Origin of the sequence: Streptomyces sp. Sge12 (assembly GCF_002080455.1) — a bacterium.
Classification (GTDB): Bacteria; Actinomycetota; Actinomycetes; order Streptomycetales; family Streptomycetaceae; genus Streptomyces.
This window is the reverse complement of record NZ_CP020555.1, coordinates 531109-546182: the sequence shown is the minus strand read 5'-3', so window position 1 is coordinate 546182 and position 15074 is coordinate 531109. Positions and strand designations below refer to the sequence as shown.

Below are 15074 nucleotides of genomic sequence, written 5' to 3'. Positions count from 1 at the left end.
GGCACGAAGAGGTATCAGGGCGGGGGAGGGGCTAGGCCGCTATCCGGACATGGATGGATAAGTTGCCGGTAGAACAAGTTGGATGATCTTCCCGTCCGGAGCGGCTCCGGGGGTCCGAACGGGAAGATCTGCGGGATGAACTCTACTCGACAGTAATTTCTTCTGGTCGAGCGGGGCGCTATGTGCAGGATCACACTACAGAGTCGGCCGGAAGCAGAGCGTCAGAATCAGCCCCGGGATGTGCTATGTGACGACGGGGTGGAGGGTGCCGGGACGTCCGGAAGATCCTTGATGAACACGACCCCGTCCATGGAGGCCAAGTGGGCCGGGTCGAGCGGGGCGTAGCCGAACCAGGGGGAGACCCGGGGCGCGGGCGGCGCACCGTCGAGGACGGCCGCCAGCTGTCGGGCGTCGACGACGCAGGGGTCGTCCGGGAGTGCGTAGAGGAGGCCTTCGACAGTGTCCTGCGGCGGCGCGTCCACGCCCCGGTGCCGGATGGTGCCGAGGGCCGTGGCCACGAAGGCGTACTCCGTGCCGAGCCGGGCGCTCACCAGCGCACCGGCGCTCCACCACTCCAGCAGCCGGCCGCCCATCCGCATCGAGCTCTTCTCCCGCTGGAGGTGGGCGTTGTGGGCGTGGACGAGGACCGGGCCCCGGGCGGCGAGGGCGAGGAGGTTGTCGGCCATCATCCGGCCCCGCAGGCCCACCAGCCGGGTCATGCGGGCCGGTGAGGTGTCGGCCATCCAGCGGTGGTAGCGCAGCAGGTCGGTGGCCGTGCGTCCGTACAGGCGGGCCCGGTCCAGGTCCTCCCGGGAGGTGGTCGCCAGCAAGTGCGGCGTGTGCTCCTCCAGCAGCGCCAGCAGGTCGTCGGCGAGCAGCCGCAGCTCCCGGGCCTCGGCGGAGCTCCCTGTGGACCGGGTCGGGTCCATCATCGCGGCGGGTTCGGTCCACCGGTCGTCGGCGCCGAGCAGGTGGTCGAGCGCATGCGCGGTGCAGGGGAGCAACTCGGCGTCCAGGTGGCGGGCGAGGTGGTCGTGGAGCGCGGTGAGGGCCTGCCGGGGGCTCGCGGCGCCCGCCATCTCCAACGGGCCGTCGATCCCGGCGAAGCGGAGCTGCTCGGGCGCGGGCCGGCCCTCGTTGAACGTCCGCATCCAGCGGACGAGTTCGCGGTTGGCGGCGGAGGCGCCGAACCCGTGGCTGAAGCCGCGCTCCATCACCTCGTCGAGGCTGCCGGTGCCCGAGGTGACGTACGCGTCGACCAGGAGGGCCGCCAGGCAGTCGCTCTCGATCGCGATCGTCCGGTAGCCGCCTTGCGCGACGAGCTGCCGGAAGAGCTCGTTGCGCACTTCGAGCAGGGTGTCCTCGCCGTGGGTGGGCTCACCGAGGGCGAGCAGTCGTGGCCGGGCCGCGAACGGTCCCCGCAGTGCGGCGGCGTCGAGGGCGTGGGCGGTGTCCTTGATGTCGATGGGCATGCCTTCAACGCTATCGCTGAAGCTCCGGTGTAAACTTTTCCGCTCTATCGTGGGATCTGTGAGCCGAAACCTTCAAAGCGGCCGACGGCTGCGGCCGGTCGACCTGGCGCGCGGGCACGGTCTGTCCACGCAGGCGATCAGGAACTACGAGGAGGCCGGCATCCTCCCGGCCGCGGACCGGACCCCCCACGGCTACCGCACCTACACGCTGCTGCACGCACGCGCCCTGGCCGCGTTCCTCGCCCTCGTGCAGGGCCACGGCCACCGGACGGCGGCATCGATCATGCGGGCCGTGAACGAGGGAGCGGCCGACGAGGCCTTCCGTCTCATCGACGGGACCCACGCCCAGCTCCTCGCCGACCGGCGGACCCTCGAAGCCGTGGAGAAGGCCCTGCGCGCGCTGGATCCCGCCGACGCGGCCCGCGAGCCCGACGCCGTGTCCGCCGCGCCGTCCGGTGGCACTTTCATCGGGCCGCTCGCCCGCGAACTCGGTCTGCGGCCCGCGACGCTGCGCGCATGGGAACGCGCCGGGCTGATCCGCCCGCGCCGCGACCCGCTCACCAAGTACCGCGTGTACGACGCGGCAGACGTCCGCGACGCCCGCCTGGCCCACCAACTCCGCCGCGGCGGACACCTACTGGAAGAGATCGCCCCGCTGCTCGCACAGGTCCGCGCGGCCGGCGGCCTGGTGCCCCTCGAGTCCGCCCTGACCGCCTGGCGCGCCCGCCTCTCCGCCCGCGGCCGCGCCCTGCTGGCGGGCGCGGCCGAACTGGACGCCTACCTCCGGGCCCGCGACTGACCGCCCCGACGCCGTGGGCTGCAGCCGGCGGGTCGTCCGTCGTCCGGCGCGAGGCGACCGACGGGCGCCCGCGCCGGGTGCTCCGTACCGACCGGAAAGCCACCGCACTGGACGCCGACGCGGCTACCGTCTACGTCGGGTACGACGACGGCGAGGTGGTCGCACTGGACCTGGGCGACGGCACCGTGCGCCGACGGCAGCGCCTCACCGTCGGCGCGGTCTCCGCCGTGCCGACCGCTCTCACCGTCACGGGCGACGGGCTCTTAAGATCTTCTTAGGGGCGCTTCCTAGTCTCGCCGTCCATGACGACCCGACGACTGTCCGCCGTGTTCGGCGTTCTCCTCGCTACGGCCCTCGCGCACACCGGCCTCGCGCCCGTGACCGCGGCGGCGCCCTCCGGCTCCGGCTGCGGGCACGGGGCCCGGCCCGCCGCCCCGGCCCAGTACCTCTACTCCTCGATCGGGGACTTCGATTCCGAAGTCAAGCCGCTGGCCGACCGGCCCGACATCGCGGGTGTGCAGGTGGTCGTGCCGTGGAAGGCTCTGGAGCCGCAGAAGGACCAGTACGACTTCTCCGCGGTCGAGGAGGCACTCGGCTACCTCCAGGCCCGCCACAAGAAGCTGTTCGTCCAGGTGCAGGACCGCTTCTTCAGCGCTCCGACACGGCTCCCGAACTATCTGCTCACGGACCCGGCGTACGCCGGTGGCGCCGCAGCGACCACGAACGAGAGCGGACTGGGGCCCGGAGAGCCCGGCGCCGTCGCAGCCCAGTGGAACCCCCAGGTGCGCGGACGCTTCCAACGCCTGCTCCAGGCGCTCGCCGACCGCTTCGACGGGCGCCTGGCGGGGGTGAACCTGCCGGAGACCGCCACCCAGGTGGATCTGGACAAGGACCGCAGCGGCTACACCGACGAGTCGTACTTCCGGGCCGAACTCGACAACATGGCCTTCGGCGCCAAGGTCTTCAAGCGGACGCAGTTCATCCAGTACGTGAACTTCTGGCCCGGTGAGTGGAACAACGACCACGGCTACATGGAGAAGACCTTCCAGTTCGCCGAGGCCCACGGTGTGGGCCTGGGCGGGCCCGACGTCCTGCCGAACCGCCAGGCGCAGATGGAGAACTCGTACCCCTTCTTCGAGCGGTACCGCGGGCGGCTCCCCATGGTGGCGATGGCGGTGCAGGAACCGGACTTCGAGTACATCAACCCCGCGACCGGCAAGCCGTACACCAAGGAGGAGTTCGTCGACTTCGGCGGCCGGCGCCTGGGCGCGGACGTGCTGTTCTGGGCGACCGCCGCGCCGTGGCTCCACCGGCCCGCGTCCTGACCGCCGGCTCCTACGGCTCCTGCGGCCCCCGCGGTTACGGGCGGCCCGGGCGGAAGGAACGGACGGCTCGGGCGACCAGGCCGAACCGGCGGGCCCACGTCGCCCCGCCCAGCTGGTCCACGTACCGTCCGGCCTGCGGGTCGACAGCGCGCCGGCCGGTCTCCAACTGGACGGTCAGCGCCAGTCGGTAGAGCTGCTCCAGCACCTGCGTCGCCGGCGCGGCGCCGTCGTCCGGCAGGGGCGCCGAGAGCTCGTACCGGCCCGACCCCCGGTCCAGGGCCAGACGTACGCCGCTTCCCGGATGTCCCACGGCGGTGCCGTCCGCCGGGGCGGCCGTCGGCCCCAGGATCTCGCGGGCCTGCCGCGAGATCCTGTCCCACGTGGCGAGGGCCGCGACCGGACCGGTCGGGGCGACGGACCCGTGGAAGTCGATCGCGTACCGTCCGGGCGGGCGAGCGCTGGCCGGTGCCCCGTCCGGGAGCGCGTCGTCCGACGCGTCGGGCTCGTCCCCGGTCGGGAAGCGACTGCGCAACCACCTTTCGGTGGCCGCCCAATCGCCCTCGTCGGCGCGGCCGACCCACCTCCGCAGCCGGTCCTCCGCCTCGACCAGCCCCTCCCCGGAGTCGACGGCCCGTTCGAGCCCGTCCTCGAGGGCGGCCAGGGCCGACAGGTCCGCCGGCTCCGCCGGATCGCCCGGCTCCGCGTTCGTCCCCGCTGCCGCTCCCGGGGGCGGCAGCAGCGCCGGCGCCCCCTCGGCGCGTACGACGTCCTCGGCCGGCCCGTCCGGTGCGCACCTTCGGGTCAGCACGAAGGAAGTGCTGCTCCCGATCTCCTGGGCCCGAACGGAGAGCACGTCCGGGCCGGGCCGCCAGGCCACGGCGCAGCGGAGGTAACCGTGGATCGGGTCGGCCAGGTGCTCGCGGGCCCCGGCTAGGTCCGCGAAGGTGTACAAGTACCGGTCCTCGATGTCGTCGGCGAACAGGAACACGGCATCGGCGCCTGCGCCTTCGCCCGTCCCGGGCACGTCGCCCGCGTGGGCCAGGGCGAACGCGGCGAGCTCGTCGAGCTGCCGGCCCGATGCCGGGCTGGGGGACATGACAGTGCTGCCTCTCCGCCGACCGGTCCGTCCGCTGGATTGTACGTGGATGTGAACGCTCCGGTCTGCTCCGGTTCGCGCCGTACGGTCCGGCTCCCGGGCAGCGTCCCCATCCGGCATGCCCGGGAATGTTGGCTTTTGCGCCTATAGTCCCGATATGGCTCTTCATGAGACGAAGGACGTACGCGCCCAGGACGCCGACACGGACGTGTTCGCGTCCACGCTGAGCGGCCAGATCCTCCCCAAGTACAAGATTCCTGAGGACCACTCACCCACCGAGGTCGTCTACGAGCTCCTCCGCAACGAGCTGCTCCTCGACGGGAACGCGGCCCAGAACCTGGCCACCTTCTGCACCACCTGGTCGGACGAGGGCGTGCACCGCCTGATGAACGTCTGCCTCGACAAGAACATGATCGACAAGGACGAGTACCCGCAGACCGCCGAGATCGAGTCCCGCTGCGTCAACATCCTGGCCGACCTGTGGAACGCCCCCGCCGGCACCACCGGCGCCGGCTGCTCCACCACCGGCTCCAGCGAGGCCGCCATGCTCGGCGGCCTCGCCCTCAAATGGCGGTGGCGCGAGCGCCGCCGCGCCGCGGGCCTGCCCACCGACCGCCCCAACCTGGTGTGCGGCCCGGTCCAGATCTGCTGGGAGAAGTTCGCCCGCTACTTCGACGTCGAACTGCGCCAGGTCCCGATCGAGGCCGGCGCCACCGGCCTGCAGGCCCATCAGCTCGCCGAGTACGTCGACGAGAACACCATCGGCGTCGTCGCCATCCTCGGCGTCACCTACACCTGCGACTACGAGCCCGTCGCCGAGATCGCCGCCGAGCTCGACCGGATCCAGGCCGAGCACGGCTGGGACATCCCCGTCCACGTGGACGGCGCGAGCGGCGGCTTCGTGGCGCCCTTCCTCCACCCCGACGTGGTGTGGGACTTCCGGCTGGAGCGCGTCGCCTCCATCAACACCTCCGGCCACAAGTACGGCCTCGCGCCCCTGGGAGTCGGCTGGATCGTCTGGCGCACCGCCGACCTCCTCCCGGCCGACCTCGTCTTCAACGTGGACTACCTGGGCGGCGACATGCCGACCTTCGCGCTCAACTTCTCCCGCCCCGGCGGCGAGATCATCGCGCAGTACTACCTCTTCCTGCGGCTGGGCCGGGCCGGCTACCGGCGCGTCCAGGAGGCCTGCGCCGACACCGCCCAGTACCTCGCCCGGCAGATCGCCGACATGGGCCCCTTCACCCTCCTCTACGACGGCCAGGGCGCCCTGCCCGCCGTCTCCTACAAGCTCGCCGACCCGGACACCGCCGGCTTCAGCCTCTACGACCTCTCCGACCGGCTGCGCATGCGCGGCTGGCAGGTGCCCTCGTACCCGCTGCCCGCCGACCGCGACGACACGGTCATCCAGCGCGTCCTCGTCCGGCACGGCGTGACCCGCGACCAGATGGCCCTGCTCGTCACCGACCTGCGCGCGGCCGTGGAGCACCTGAAGACCACCCCGCCGCCCGTCCCGGCCACCGAGCCGCGCTCCGGCTTCCACCACTAGGGCACGTCCCCCGGCATGGTGGAGGACCCGTCCGAGGTATGGGGGGAGGGGGACGCCTACGAGCGGTACATGGGGCGCTGGAGCCGTCGGGTCGCCGAGGTGTTCGCGGCGCGGCTCGCCGCCCGGGGAAGCCTGCGGTGGCTGGACGTGGGCTGCGGCACGGGAGCGCTGACCGCCGTGGTGGCCGCCCGCTGCCGGCCCAGCGTCGTGCTGGGGCTGGACCGGTCCCCCGGCTTCGTGCGCGCGGCCCGGGCCGGCGCCCCGGCGCCTGCCGGCTTCGCCGTGGCCGACGCCTGCGCTGCCGGTCGGTGACGCGGCGTTCGACGTGGTCGTCAGCGGGCTGGCCCTCAACTTCCTCGAACCGGCGCGGGCGACGGCCGAGGCCGTCCGGGTGGTCCGCCCGGGCGGGGTGGTCGCCGCGTACGTGTGGGACTACCCCGAGGGCATGGCCTTCCTGCGCCGCTTCTGGGACGCCGCGGCCGAGCTCGATCCGGCGGCCCGCGCACTGCACGAGGGCCGTCGGTTCGCGCAGTGCCGCCCCGATCCGCTGCACGCCCTCTGGACCGGGGCGGGGCTCGTCGACGTGATCGTCAACCCGATCGAGGTGCCCACCGTCTTCGCCGGTTTCGCGGACCTGTGGGAGCCCTTCCTCTCCGGCCAGGGACCGGCTCCCGGCTACGTCGCCACCCTCGCCCCGGCCGCCCGGGACCGGCTGCGCACGCGGCTCGAGGCTCTCCTCCCCACCGGCCCGGACGGCTCGGTCACCCTCTCCGCCCGCGCCTGGGCAGTCCGGGGCCGGCGCCCGTGACCCACGTGCGTACCGGCCGGGACCGCCCCGCGCCTCCTACCGCGCGCCGAAGTTCTGCGTCCACCAAGGGCCGCCCGAGCCCTGGTGGATGCCCACCCCGATGTCCTTGAAGGAGCAGTTGAGGATGTTCGCGCGGTGGCCCGGGCTCTTCATCCAGGAGTCCATGACCGACTGGGCCGTCTGCTGGCCCCGCGCGATGTTCTCCCCGTACGTCGACCAGCGGTACCCGGCCGCGGTGGTCCGGTCGCCCGGGTCCTTGCCGTCGGGGCTGGTGTGATCGAAGAAGTTGCGGGCCGCCATGTCGTCGGAGTGGCCCTGCGCGGCCGTGCGCAGCTGCGGGTCCTCCTTGAGGGGGCCGCAGCCGGCCGCCGCCCGCTCGCTGTTGACCAGGGCCACGACCTGGCCGGCCACGCCCGACGGCGGGGCGGGCGCGGGCTTGGCCGCGGAGGCCTTCGGGCTCGGGGACTTGCTCTTGGACTGCGTCGGGCTCGGGCTCACCGACGGGCTCGGGGAGGCGGACGCCGACGGGGAGGGCGAAGCGGACGCGGAGGGCGAGGCCGACTCCGAGGGCAGCCCGGCGGATTCCGTCGCCGAGAGCGCGGCCAGCGGGGTGGCGGGCGCGGCGGCGCCCTCCTTCGTGTCGCCCGAACCGGGCAGCCCGCCGAGGTACACGAGCCCGCCGCCCGCGACGCAGGCGGCGAGCACCGCACCGCCGACCACCCGGCGTCGGCTCTGGCGGCGCTTGCGCAGCACGCCGCGGCCACCTGCTCCGGTGTGGGCGACCGGAGTGAGCTGGGTCGCCGCGTCGGCGAAGCCCGCGTCGGCGAAGCCCGGGTCGAAGCCGTCGGCGAAAGCGGCGTTCTCGGCGGCGAAGCCGGCCGTCCCGGCCGCCTTGAACCCTGCCAGCAGGGCCGCCGAGACCGGCACCAGGGCCAGACCGGCCAGCAGTCCCTCCGCCGGAACCAGTCCGCTCCACAGGCCGGAGCAGCGTACGCACTCACGGGCGTGCCGGGCTATTCGCTTGCGCCACAGCGCCGAGGGCTGCCCGTCCCAGCCCGCCATGACGGTCCGCAGCTCCTGGCACGCCGGATGGGTGTCCAGGGCACGTTCCACCACGCGCGCCGACTCCAGCTGTGCCTTCATCCGCTGCACCCGGACCGCCGTGTGCTGCGGGGACAGTTCCAGTGCGCCGGCCACCTCCGCCCGGGTCAGCTCCCCGGCGCACTCCAGCCACCACAGCGACAGCAGCGCCCGGTCCTCGGGCTCCAGCCAGCGGGTCGCCCGGGCCGTCTCGCGCCGCTGGCCGGAGAGGTTGAGGCGGGCGACGGTCAGGTCGACGAAGTCGGCACCCGGGTCGGCGATGTCGCTCGCCGCCTCCAGCGTGCTCTCGCCGGAACCGCTCTGCCGGGCCTGCCAGTGCGCCCGCACCCGGTTCATCGCGATCGCGACCAGCCAGGACCGGAAGCTCTCGTCCACCCGCAGGCCGCCCAGCCCGTCGAGCGCCCGCAGCATCGTGTCCTGCACCACGTCGTCCACGTCGCACGACCCGCCCAGGGCCCGGCCGACGATGTTGTAGACGAGCGGGAGATGGGCGCCGACGAGCTCGTCCTGCGCGCGGGGGTCGCCCGCGCGGGCCGCTGCCACGAGCGCTGCGGTGTGCTGAGTAGTCATGTGATGTTCCCTGTCCGTACCGGCGGTCGATGATGCCCGATACCTGGGAGACCTGCGACCGGGGTGTCGATAACAGTTATCCGGAAGAATTTTCCCGAAGACCTGTTTCGGACCTCCATTCGGGGGTCACAACAGCGGGGCCAGGGCCTCCGCGGCCGCGCGCACGGCCGGTGCGTACGCCTCGATCTCCTCGCGGGAGACCAGGAACGTGACGGTGGTGACGCTGACCCCGCCCACCGGCCGGCCCGTCGGCCCGAGCACCGGCGCACCGATGCAGCGGATGGTGGGCTCGTTCTCCTCATCGTCCACGGCGAAGCCCCGGCTGCGGACCGCCGCCAGTTGGGTGTACAGGGCTCCCGCGGTGGTGAGCGTGTGCGGGGTCCGGCGCGGCAGGCCCGTGGCACCGATCAGCTCCCGTACCTCCTCGGCGGGCAGGTGGGCCAGTACGCTCTTGCCGATCGCGGTCGTGTGCAGCGGCATGCGCATGCCGACGCGGGACGCGGTACGGAAGGGCTGGTCCTCGCCACCCTCCAGCTTGCGGATGCAGGTGATGGTCTGCCCGCTGTGCAGGGCGAGATGGACCGTCTGGCCGGTGGCCCGCCGCAGTTCGCCCAGGATGCGCCCGATGCTCGCCGGTTCCCCGGCGCCGACCAGGGCGGACAGCCCGCGCAGCCGCGGTCCCACGCCGTACCGGCTGTCGGCCTCCTGGCGCACGAAGCCCTGGTCGACCAGCGAGGCCAGGATGCGGAACGTGCTCGACTTGGGCACTGCGGCCGCCGCCGTCAGATCGGCCAGCCGGTGCGGTCCACCGGGAGCGGCCACCGCCTCCAGGACGCGCAGGGACTTCTCCAGGGCGGAACCGGCCGCGGAGGTCCGCCCGGTGCGCGCCGAAGGTCCGTCCGCCGCCGTTCCGTCCATTGACACCGGCACTCCTGACATGGGTAGGGTCTAGACCACATGGTTCCGTCATACGGTACGCCGTTCCACTACGTGGAACAAAGGGGAGGGTCCGTTGCCCGAGCAGCCGTCCGAGCAGCCGTCCAATCGCCCGTCCGATCGTCCGGCCGATCGTCCGTCCGGTCATCTTCCCCGCCATCTGTACGCGGTGCTCGCCGAACAGCGCGTGCTGCCCGTGCTGCGCGACACCGAGGCCGACGGGGCCGTCCGCCGCACCACCGCCCTCCTCGCCGCTGGCTGCCGCGCGGTCGAACTCACCACCTCCACCCCCGGTTGGGCCGCGGCCGTCGCCCGCACCGCCCCGCTCGGCGACGTCCACGGCCGTCCCGCCCTCATCGGCGTCGGCACCGTCACCACCACCGCCCAGGCCGAGACCGCCCTGGACGCCGGCGCCGCCTTCCTGATCTCCCCGTACCCGGCCCCCGAGGTCCGTGCCGTCGCCGTACGCCGCGAAGCCGTCTTCATCGAGGGCGGGTTCACCCCGGGCGAGATCGCCGCCGCCGTCCGCGCCGCCGGAGCCGCCAAGGTGTTCCCGGCCCACGTGGGCGGCCCCGGGTTCCTCCGCTCCCTGCGGGCCGTCCTGCCCGAGGCGGTGATCATCCCGACCGGCGGAATCCGTCTGGCCGAGGTGCCCGAGTGGCTCGCCGCCGGCGCCACCGCCGTCGGCATCGGAGGCGGGCTGCCCTCCGACCCCGCCGAACTGGCCGCCGTCTTCGCGCCGGTGGCCGCCACGTGCCGTACGCGCCACCACGCCGCCCCGGACCGCGCGCCCCGCGGCGCCGCCGCGGAGCGCTGACCGTGCCCCGGCGAACCGCCCCCCACTACGACGTCCTCGTCCTCGGCGAGGTGCTGGTCGAGATCCACGCGGGCACCGCCCTGCACGAGGCCGCCGACGGCACCCCGGCCCGTATCTCCTACTCCGGGGACGCCCTCAACGCGGCAGCCGCCGCGGCCGCCGCAGGCGCCCGGACCGCCCTGCTCGCCGTGGTCGGCGACGACGAGCTCAGCATCCCGCTGCTGCGCCGGACCGCCGAGCTCGGCGTGGACGTCTCCCACGTCCGCCGCGCCCCGCACCCCAACGGCGCCTATCTGCTCTCCGCCGACACCGACGGCGGCCGGGAGTTCGTCTACTGGCGCACGCACAGCGCCGGATCCACCCTGGGACCCGGTCACATCGCCTCCTGGCGGGAGCTGCTGACCGGCTGCGGAGCACTCGTCACCAGCGGTATCACCGGCGCCCTGTCGCCGAGCAGCCGCGAGGCCGTACTGGCCGCGGCCCGCCTCGTGCACGGGGCGGGCGGACATGTGACGTACGACCCCAACTTCCGCGCCCGGCTGACCGGTCCGGCCGCCGCCCGGCAGCTGCTGGCCCGGATCGCGCCGCTGACCGGGCTCCTCAAGGCCTCCTGCCCGGCCGACGCACGGGCCCTCGTGGACACCGCCGACCCGCGCGTCGCCGCCGCCCGCTGCCGCGCGCTCGGCGCCCGTACGGTCGCGGTCACCGCGGGCGCCGACCGGCTGCTGCTGGACGACGGCACGGGGGCCGTGTACCTCCCCGTGCCCGTCAATCCCGATCCGGTGGACGCGACCGGTGCGGGCGACTGCTTCACCGGAACCACCACCGCCCGGCTGGCCCTCGGCGACCCCCTCGTGGACGCCGTGGCCCACGGCATGGCCGCCGCCTCCCTCTCGGTGTCCGGCCGCGGCGGCACCGGGCGGATACCCGCCTTCGAGGAGACGGCGGCCCTGGCCGCCGCCCACCGCCCCAACACCCTTTAGGGGGCCTCGGTCTCGGGCTCGGCGACCCACCCCGCCGCCAGTACCAGCCGCGAGGTCCGGTGGACGATCAGGAACCCGAACGGCCGGTCGAAGCACACCTCGGCCCGGCGCGCCCGGTACCGGGTCCGGGGCAGTGTCGGCGAGCAGCGGCCACACCCCGGCCGTGGCCAGGACCGTGCCCGGGGTCGAGGCAGGGGCCTGCGCGGCCCAGCGTGTCGTGAGGCGGTTGACCGCCCGTACCGTCGCGTTCCTCATGCGGTGGAGCGTAGGTGGAGAGGCGCCGCCGGGCCGGATGGTTTTCCGCGGCCCGGCGGCGCCGGTCGGAGGCGGCCGGGGTCAGCGGCCGCGCAGGCCCCGGTCGACGGCCGTCATCAACTCGCCGTCGGAGGTGTCCGCGTCGAGCGACCAGAACATCGCACCGCCGAGGCCGTGTTCGCGGATGTACCCGGTCTTGGTGCGCAGCACCTGCGGGTCGTCGTACGTCCACAGGGTGGTGCCGTCGAAGAGCCAGGCATGGCCGCCGCGCCGGTCCCGGTGGATCGTGTACGTGCCCGAGTCGGCCAGCTTCTTCAGCGCCTTGTAGTCCTCGTACCCGGCGGACCAGGTGGCCGGCGCCGGGCCCGTGGCCGGCTGGCCCATGCCGTCCCCGCCGCCGCTGACGCCGGTCCAGCCCTGGCCGTAGAAGGGCATGCCCATCACCAGCTTCTTCGCGGGCGCGCCGCGCCGTAGCCAGGCGTCCACCGTCCCGTCGACGCTGAAGTCGCCCCGGGCGCGGAGCGCGGACTGCTGGGCGGTCCTCGGTTCGCCGGAGACGTGGAAGTCGTAGCCCTGGAGAGTCACGAAGTCGAGGTCGCGCATGATCCGCCGGACGTCGAAGCCCGCGTCGATCTTGGCCGGGGCCGTCGGGACGAAGGCGGTCAGCTCGTACGCGGTCTTCTTCTTCTGGCTCCGCGCGTACGCGTCGAGCTGCGTGCGGAACTCCTTGACGAGCGCCGTGAAGTTCTGCTTGTCCTCGGGCCGGTACTTCGTGTCGGTGTCACCCGCCGAACCGGGCCACTCCCAGTCGAGGTCGATCCCGTCGAAGACACCGGCGGCCGCCCCGGCTCCGCCACGGGCGCCGTCCTGGGGAAGGTTGCCCTTGATGTAGAGGTCGATGCAGGACTCGACGAAGGCCTTGCGGGAGGCCGGGGTGAGCGCGGCGTCCGAGAAGTGGGTGGACCAGCTCCAGCCGCCCAGCGAGATCAGCACCTTGAGCCCGGGGTGCTTGGCCTTGAGCTCGCGCAGCTGGTTGAAGTTGCCGGCGAGCGGCTGCTCGCCGGTGTCGGCCACCCCGTCGACGGAGTTGGCGGCGTCGAGCGGGCGCACGTAGTCGGCCCAGGCGTCGGCTTCGCCGGGCACGTTGCCGGTGAAGCACTTGCCCTGCGGACTGACGTTGCCGAAGGCGTAGTTGATGTGGGTGAGCTTTCCGGCGGAGCCGTTCGCCTCCAGGTCCTGGACCTGGAAGTCCCGTCCGTAGACACCCCATTGGGTGAAGTAGCCGACCTTCTTGTACGGACGGTCGTGGCCGCCGTCGGCCTGTGCGGCGGCGGCGGGCGCGAAGGCGGTCAGCAGGGAGAGGGAGCAGGCGGCGACGGCCAGCCTGCCGAGCATGCTGCGGCGCATGGGCTTCCTTTGCGGATGCGGGGAGCGGGGCGTGTGCGCGTGCGCTGTGCATGCCGGAAACTATTGGTCTGGACCAGAGTGGTCAAGGGGGCGGCCGAAACTCACCCGTCACGGGAGCGGCAGGCTCCACTGGCCGACGTCGTCGGCCAGACCGGCGTCGAGGGCGAACTGGACCGCGGCGGGTTCGGCGTCGGCGGGGATCCGGAAGGTGACGAAGCCCTCCGCCGTGGCGCCGGGGTCGAGCGTGACGGCGGCGGGGAAGGCGGGTCCGGCCGTGGTGGGCAGGTCGATCCCGGTGAACCGCCGGCCGTCGGCGTCCAGCAGGTGTGTGGCCGGTGCGGGGGAGTCCCGGTAGACGGCGGTGCCGGTGTTCTCCAGGCGGAAGCGGGTCGCGACGAGCCGGTCGGGGCCGTCGGGGTCGTCCGGGCCCGTGGGGTTGTCCGGTCCGGCGGGGGTCGCGGGGTCGACCACCTGCGTCAACGTGACGTCGAGACGTGCGCCGGGCTCGCTCCCGGCGAGGGAGATCGTCTCGCCGGAGCCGCCCGGCGCGAAGCCCAGCAGGGTGGGGGCGAGGAGTGCGAGCGCCACGAGGAGTCGTCGGCTTCGGCGCATGACGGAACCTCCCGCTCCACGGGTCCCCCTGCCCACGATCCTCCGCGCCCCGGGCTCCCGCCACCCTTCACTGCCAGTAGCTCCTGGGGCGCGGCCCCACCACGACCTCGTTCGGCCATGTCTCGCGGACCCGGAGGTACCGCCGGCGCAGCTCCTCGACCCAGCCGTCGCCCACGTCCAGCCAAACGCGGACCGACGAGGCGGACGCCGCCTCGTCGGTGATCGTGACGACCGGCACGGGCACCGAGAACCGGCGGTCGACCTCGACGCGGATCTCGTTGCCGCGCAGCCACCGGACGTCGCGGCCGGCGCCGAGTTCGCCGAGCGCCGCGCCCCAGTCGTCCAGGTCCTCGGGCGAAAGCCGCAGCCGCAGCCGCCCGTTGGCGAAGCCGCTGGTGACGACGACCTCGGCGTCGAGATGATCGTGGTAGGCGCTCCTCCCGGGCCGATGCCGCCCCAGCACCCGCAACCGGACACCGCTGTCCCCGGCAACCAGCCGCATCAGATCCACCCCTACGTCCCCCCATCATGTCCCCCTGCCGAAAGAGACGCCCTAGTCGCCGGAGAAGCCGATCCGCAGACGCTCGTCCGCAGCGCAGCGCCGCCCCCAGGCCAGCAGTGTCGTCATGGCTTCCCGGTCGCGGCTTCGCAGCCGCGCCAGATCGGCACCTGCGAGTTCCCGCACCATCCGCTCCACCGCCTCTCCGCGGAGCCGGGTGTCACCGTACGGATCGACGTCGGCCAGGGTGGGCACCCGGTGGCGGCCCAGTCCTTCGACGGCCGCCCAGAACGCGTCGTCGTCGAAGACGATCCGCTCGAGCGTCCCCGCAGCCGGACGCGCCCCCGGCCTGCGCCCGGACCGGGAGGGCGAGCCCCCGCGCCGCAGTTCGACGACCAAGGTCATACCGACCCCCTCCGCACAGGAATGACAGGGGTGACAGTTAATCAGTGGAGCTCCGGGGGACCGGCATGTCATCGTTGGTCCACCGAAGGGGCGTAGCTCAGCTGGCCAGAGCACCGGTCTCCAAAACCGATGGTCGCAGGTTCGAGTCCTGCCGCCCCTGCACCGTGTTGAACAGCAGTTCCGGCCAAGCCCGGGTGGGAGCCTTTCTCCCACCCGGGCTTCGCCGCGTCCACCGTCCGGGCGCCGGGCATCAAGCATCAAGCATCAGGCCTCGGAGCCGGTGGCCTGGTGGTTTCTGGCAGACTGGGCGCGTCACCCAGGCGGTGCAGGACAGGAAACCGGTGCGATTCCGGTGCGGTCCCGCCACTGTGACCGGTCGTCCCCCGCGGGGAAGGGCCGGGAGTCAGACACTGACGCACCGCCTCTCCCGCAGTTTCACG

The 15074-nt window shown here is 73.3% G+C and carries 16 protein-coding genes, 1 tRNA gene and 1 riboswitch; of the genes, 9 read left to right on the top strand and 8 right to left on the bottom strand.

The annotated features are described in order from the left end of the window. Positions 1-227: 227 nt before the first annotated feature. Positions 228-1472 carry an erythromycin esterase family protein gene (locus B6R96_RS02515; RefSeq protein WP_081521397.1) on the bottom strand — a complete coding sequence of 415 codons (1245 nt, stop codon included), beginning with the start codon at positions 1470-1472 and terminating at the stop codon, positions 228-230. Between the two features lie 58 nt (positions 1473-1530). On the opposite strand from B6R96_RS02515, the gene B6R96_RS02510 reads away from it, so the two are divergent. The 3 genes from B6R96_RS02510 (at position 1531) to B6R96_RS02500 (ending at position 3596) form a co-directional block, all read left to right on the top strand. Beyond that, on the top strand, positions 1531-2271 hold the full coding sequence (locus B6R96_RS02510) for a MerR family DNA-binding transcriptional regulator (protein WP_081521396.1): 741 nt from the start codon (positions 1531-1533) through the stop codon (positions 2269-2271). Between the two features lie 77 nt (positions 2272-2348). Continuing rightward, positions 2349-2549, top strand: a complete 201-nt coding sequence (locus B6R96_RS02505; RefSeq protein ID WP_081521395.1) for a hypothetical protein — start codon at positions 2349-2351, stop codon at positions 2547-2549. A gap of 24 nt (positions 2550-2573) precedes the next feature. Then, entirely contained in the window at positions 2574-3596 is a 1023-nt protein-coding gene (locus tag B6R96_RS02500) for a hypothetical protein (protein ID WP_081521394.1), read from the top strand. A 34-nt stretch (positions 3597-3630) separates the two neighbouring features. On the opposite strand, the gene B6R96_RS02495 is transcribed toward B6R96_RS02500, so the two are convergent. After that, on the bottom strand, positions 3631-4692 hold the full coding sequence (locus B6R96_RS02495) for a hypothetical protein (RefSeq protein WP_081521393.1): 1062 nt from the start codon (positions 4690-4692) through the stop codon (positions 3631-3633). A gap of 157 nt (positions 4693-4849) precedes the next feature. On the opposite strand from B6R96_RS02495, the gene B6R96_RS02490 reads away from it, so the two are divergent. The 3 genes from B6R96_RS02490 to B6R96_RS02485 are packed head-to-tail and all read left to right on the top strand — an operon-like array spanning position 4850 to position 7049. Next, positions 4850-6241, top strand: coding sequence for a glutamate decarboxylase (locus B6R96_RS02490; RefSeq protein WP_053703324.1), 1392 nt, complete (start codon positions 4850-4852; stop codon positions 6239-6241). 15 nt (positions 6242-6256) lie between these two features. Continuing rightward, positions 6257-6553 carry a class I SAM-dependent methyltransferase gene (locus B6R96_RS38485; RefSeq protein ID WP_250647432.1) on the top strand — a complete coding sequence of 99 codons (297 nt, stop codon included), beginning with the start codon at positions 6257-6259 and terminating at the stop codon, positions 6551-6553. A 13-nt stretch (positions 6554-6566) separates the two neighbouring features. Further along, the gene (locus B6R96_RS02485; RefSeq protein ID WP_250647431.1) at positions 6567-7049 is read left to right on the top strand and encodes a hypothetical protein; all 483 of its coding nucleotides are present in this window, start codon (positions 6567-6569) and stop codon (positions 7047-7049) included. Between the two features lie 36 nt (positions 7050-7085). Here B6R96_RS02485 and B6R96_RS02480 read toward each other — a convergent pair whose 3' ends face one another. Further along, positions 7086-8720, bottom strand: coding sequence for a sigma-70 family RNA polymerase sigma factor (locus B6R96_RS02480; RefSeq protein WP_081521392.1), 1635 nt, complete (start codon positions 8718-8720; stop codon positions 7086-7088). A 126-nt stretch (positions 8721-8846) separates the two neighbouring features. Next, a complete protein-coding gene (locus tag B6R96_RS02475; RefSeq protein WP_159396264.1) occupies positions 8847-9638 on the bottom strand; it encodes an IclR family transcriptional regulator in 792 nt (263 codons plus the stop codon). A gap of 187 nt (positions 9639-9825) precedes the next feature. Here B6R96_RS02475 and B6R96_RS02470 point away from each other — a divergent pair, with 187 nt between their 5' ends. Together B6R96_RS02470 and B6R96_RS02465 are read left to right on the top strand one after the other, a co-directional pair. Continuing rightward, positions 9826-10473, top strand: a complete 648-nt coding sequence (locus tag B6R96_RS02470) for a bifunctional 4-hydroxy-2-oxoglutarate aldolase/2-dehydro-3-deoxy-phosphogluconate aldolase (protein WP_107475446.1) — start codon at positions 9826-9828, stop codon at positions 10471-10473. A 2-nt stretch (positions 10474-10475) separates the two neighbouring features. Further along, the gene (locus B6R96_RS02465; protein WP_081521390.1) at positions 10476-11456 is read left to right on the top strand and encodes a sugar kinase; all 981 of its coding nucleotides are present in this window, start codon (positions 10476-10478) and stop codon (positions 11454-11456) included. Between the two features lie 336 nt (positions 11457-11792). Here B6R96_RS02465 and B6R96_RS02460 read toward each other — a convergent pair whose 3' ends face one another. The 4 genes from B6R96_RS02460 to B6R96_RS02445 all read right to left on the bottom strand — a co-directional run bounded on the left by B6R96_RS02460 (position 11793) and on the right by B6R96_RS02445 (position 14634). Then, entirely contained in the window at positions 11793-13118 is a 1326-nt protein-coding gene (locus B6R96_RS02460) for a glycoside hydrolase family 18 protein (RefSeq protein ID WP_081521389.1), read from the bottom strand. Between the two features lie 108 nt (positions 13119-13226). Continuing rightward, positions 13227-13730 (bottom strand): hypothetical protein, encoded by a 504-nt coding sequence (locus B6R96_RS02455; RefSeq protein WP_159396263.1) that lies wholly within the window; start codon positions 13728-13730, stop codon positions 13227-13229. 67 nt (positions 13731-13797) lie between these two features. Further along, positions 13798-14232 (bottom strand): DUF5959 family protein, encoded by a 435-nt coding sequence (locus tag B6R96_RS02450; RefSeq protein ID WP_159396262.1) that lies wholly within the window; start codon positions 14230-14232, stop codon positions 13798-13800. Between the two features lie 51 nt (positions 14233-14283). Beyond that, positions 14284-14634: a hypothetical protein gene (locus B6R96_RS02445; protein ID WP_081521386.1), complete on the bottom strand. Its 351-nt coding sequence runs from the start codon at positions 14632-14634 to the stop codon at positions 14284-14286. 86 nt (positions 14635-14720) lie between these two features. On the opposite strand from B6R96_RS02445, the gene B6R96_RS02440 reads away from it, so the two are divergent. After that, positions 14721-14794: transfer RNA gene (locus tag B6R96_RS02440), tRNA-Trp, on the top strand. Positions 14795-14926: 132 nt separating this feature from the next. Then, a riboswitch (cobalamin riboswitch) is annotated at positions 14927-15067 on the top strand. Positions 15068-15074: the final 7 nt, after the last annotated feature.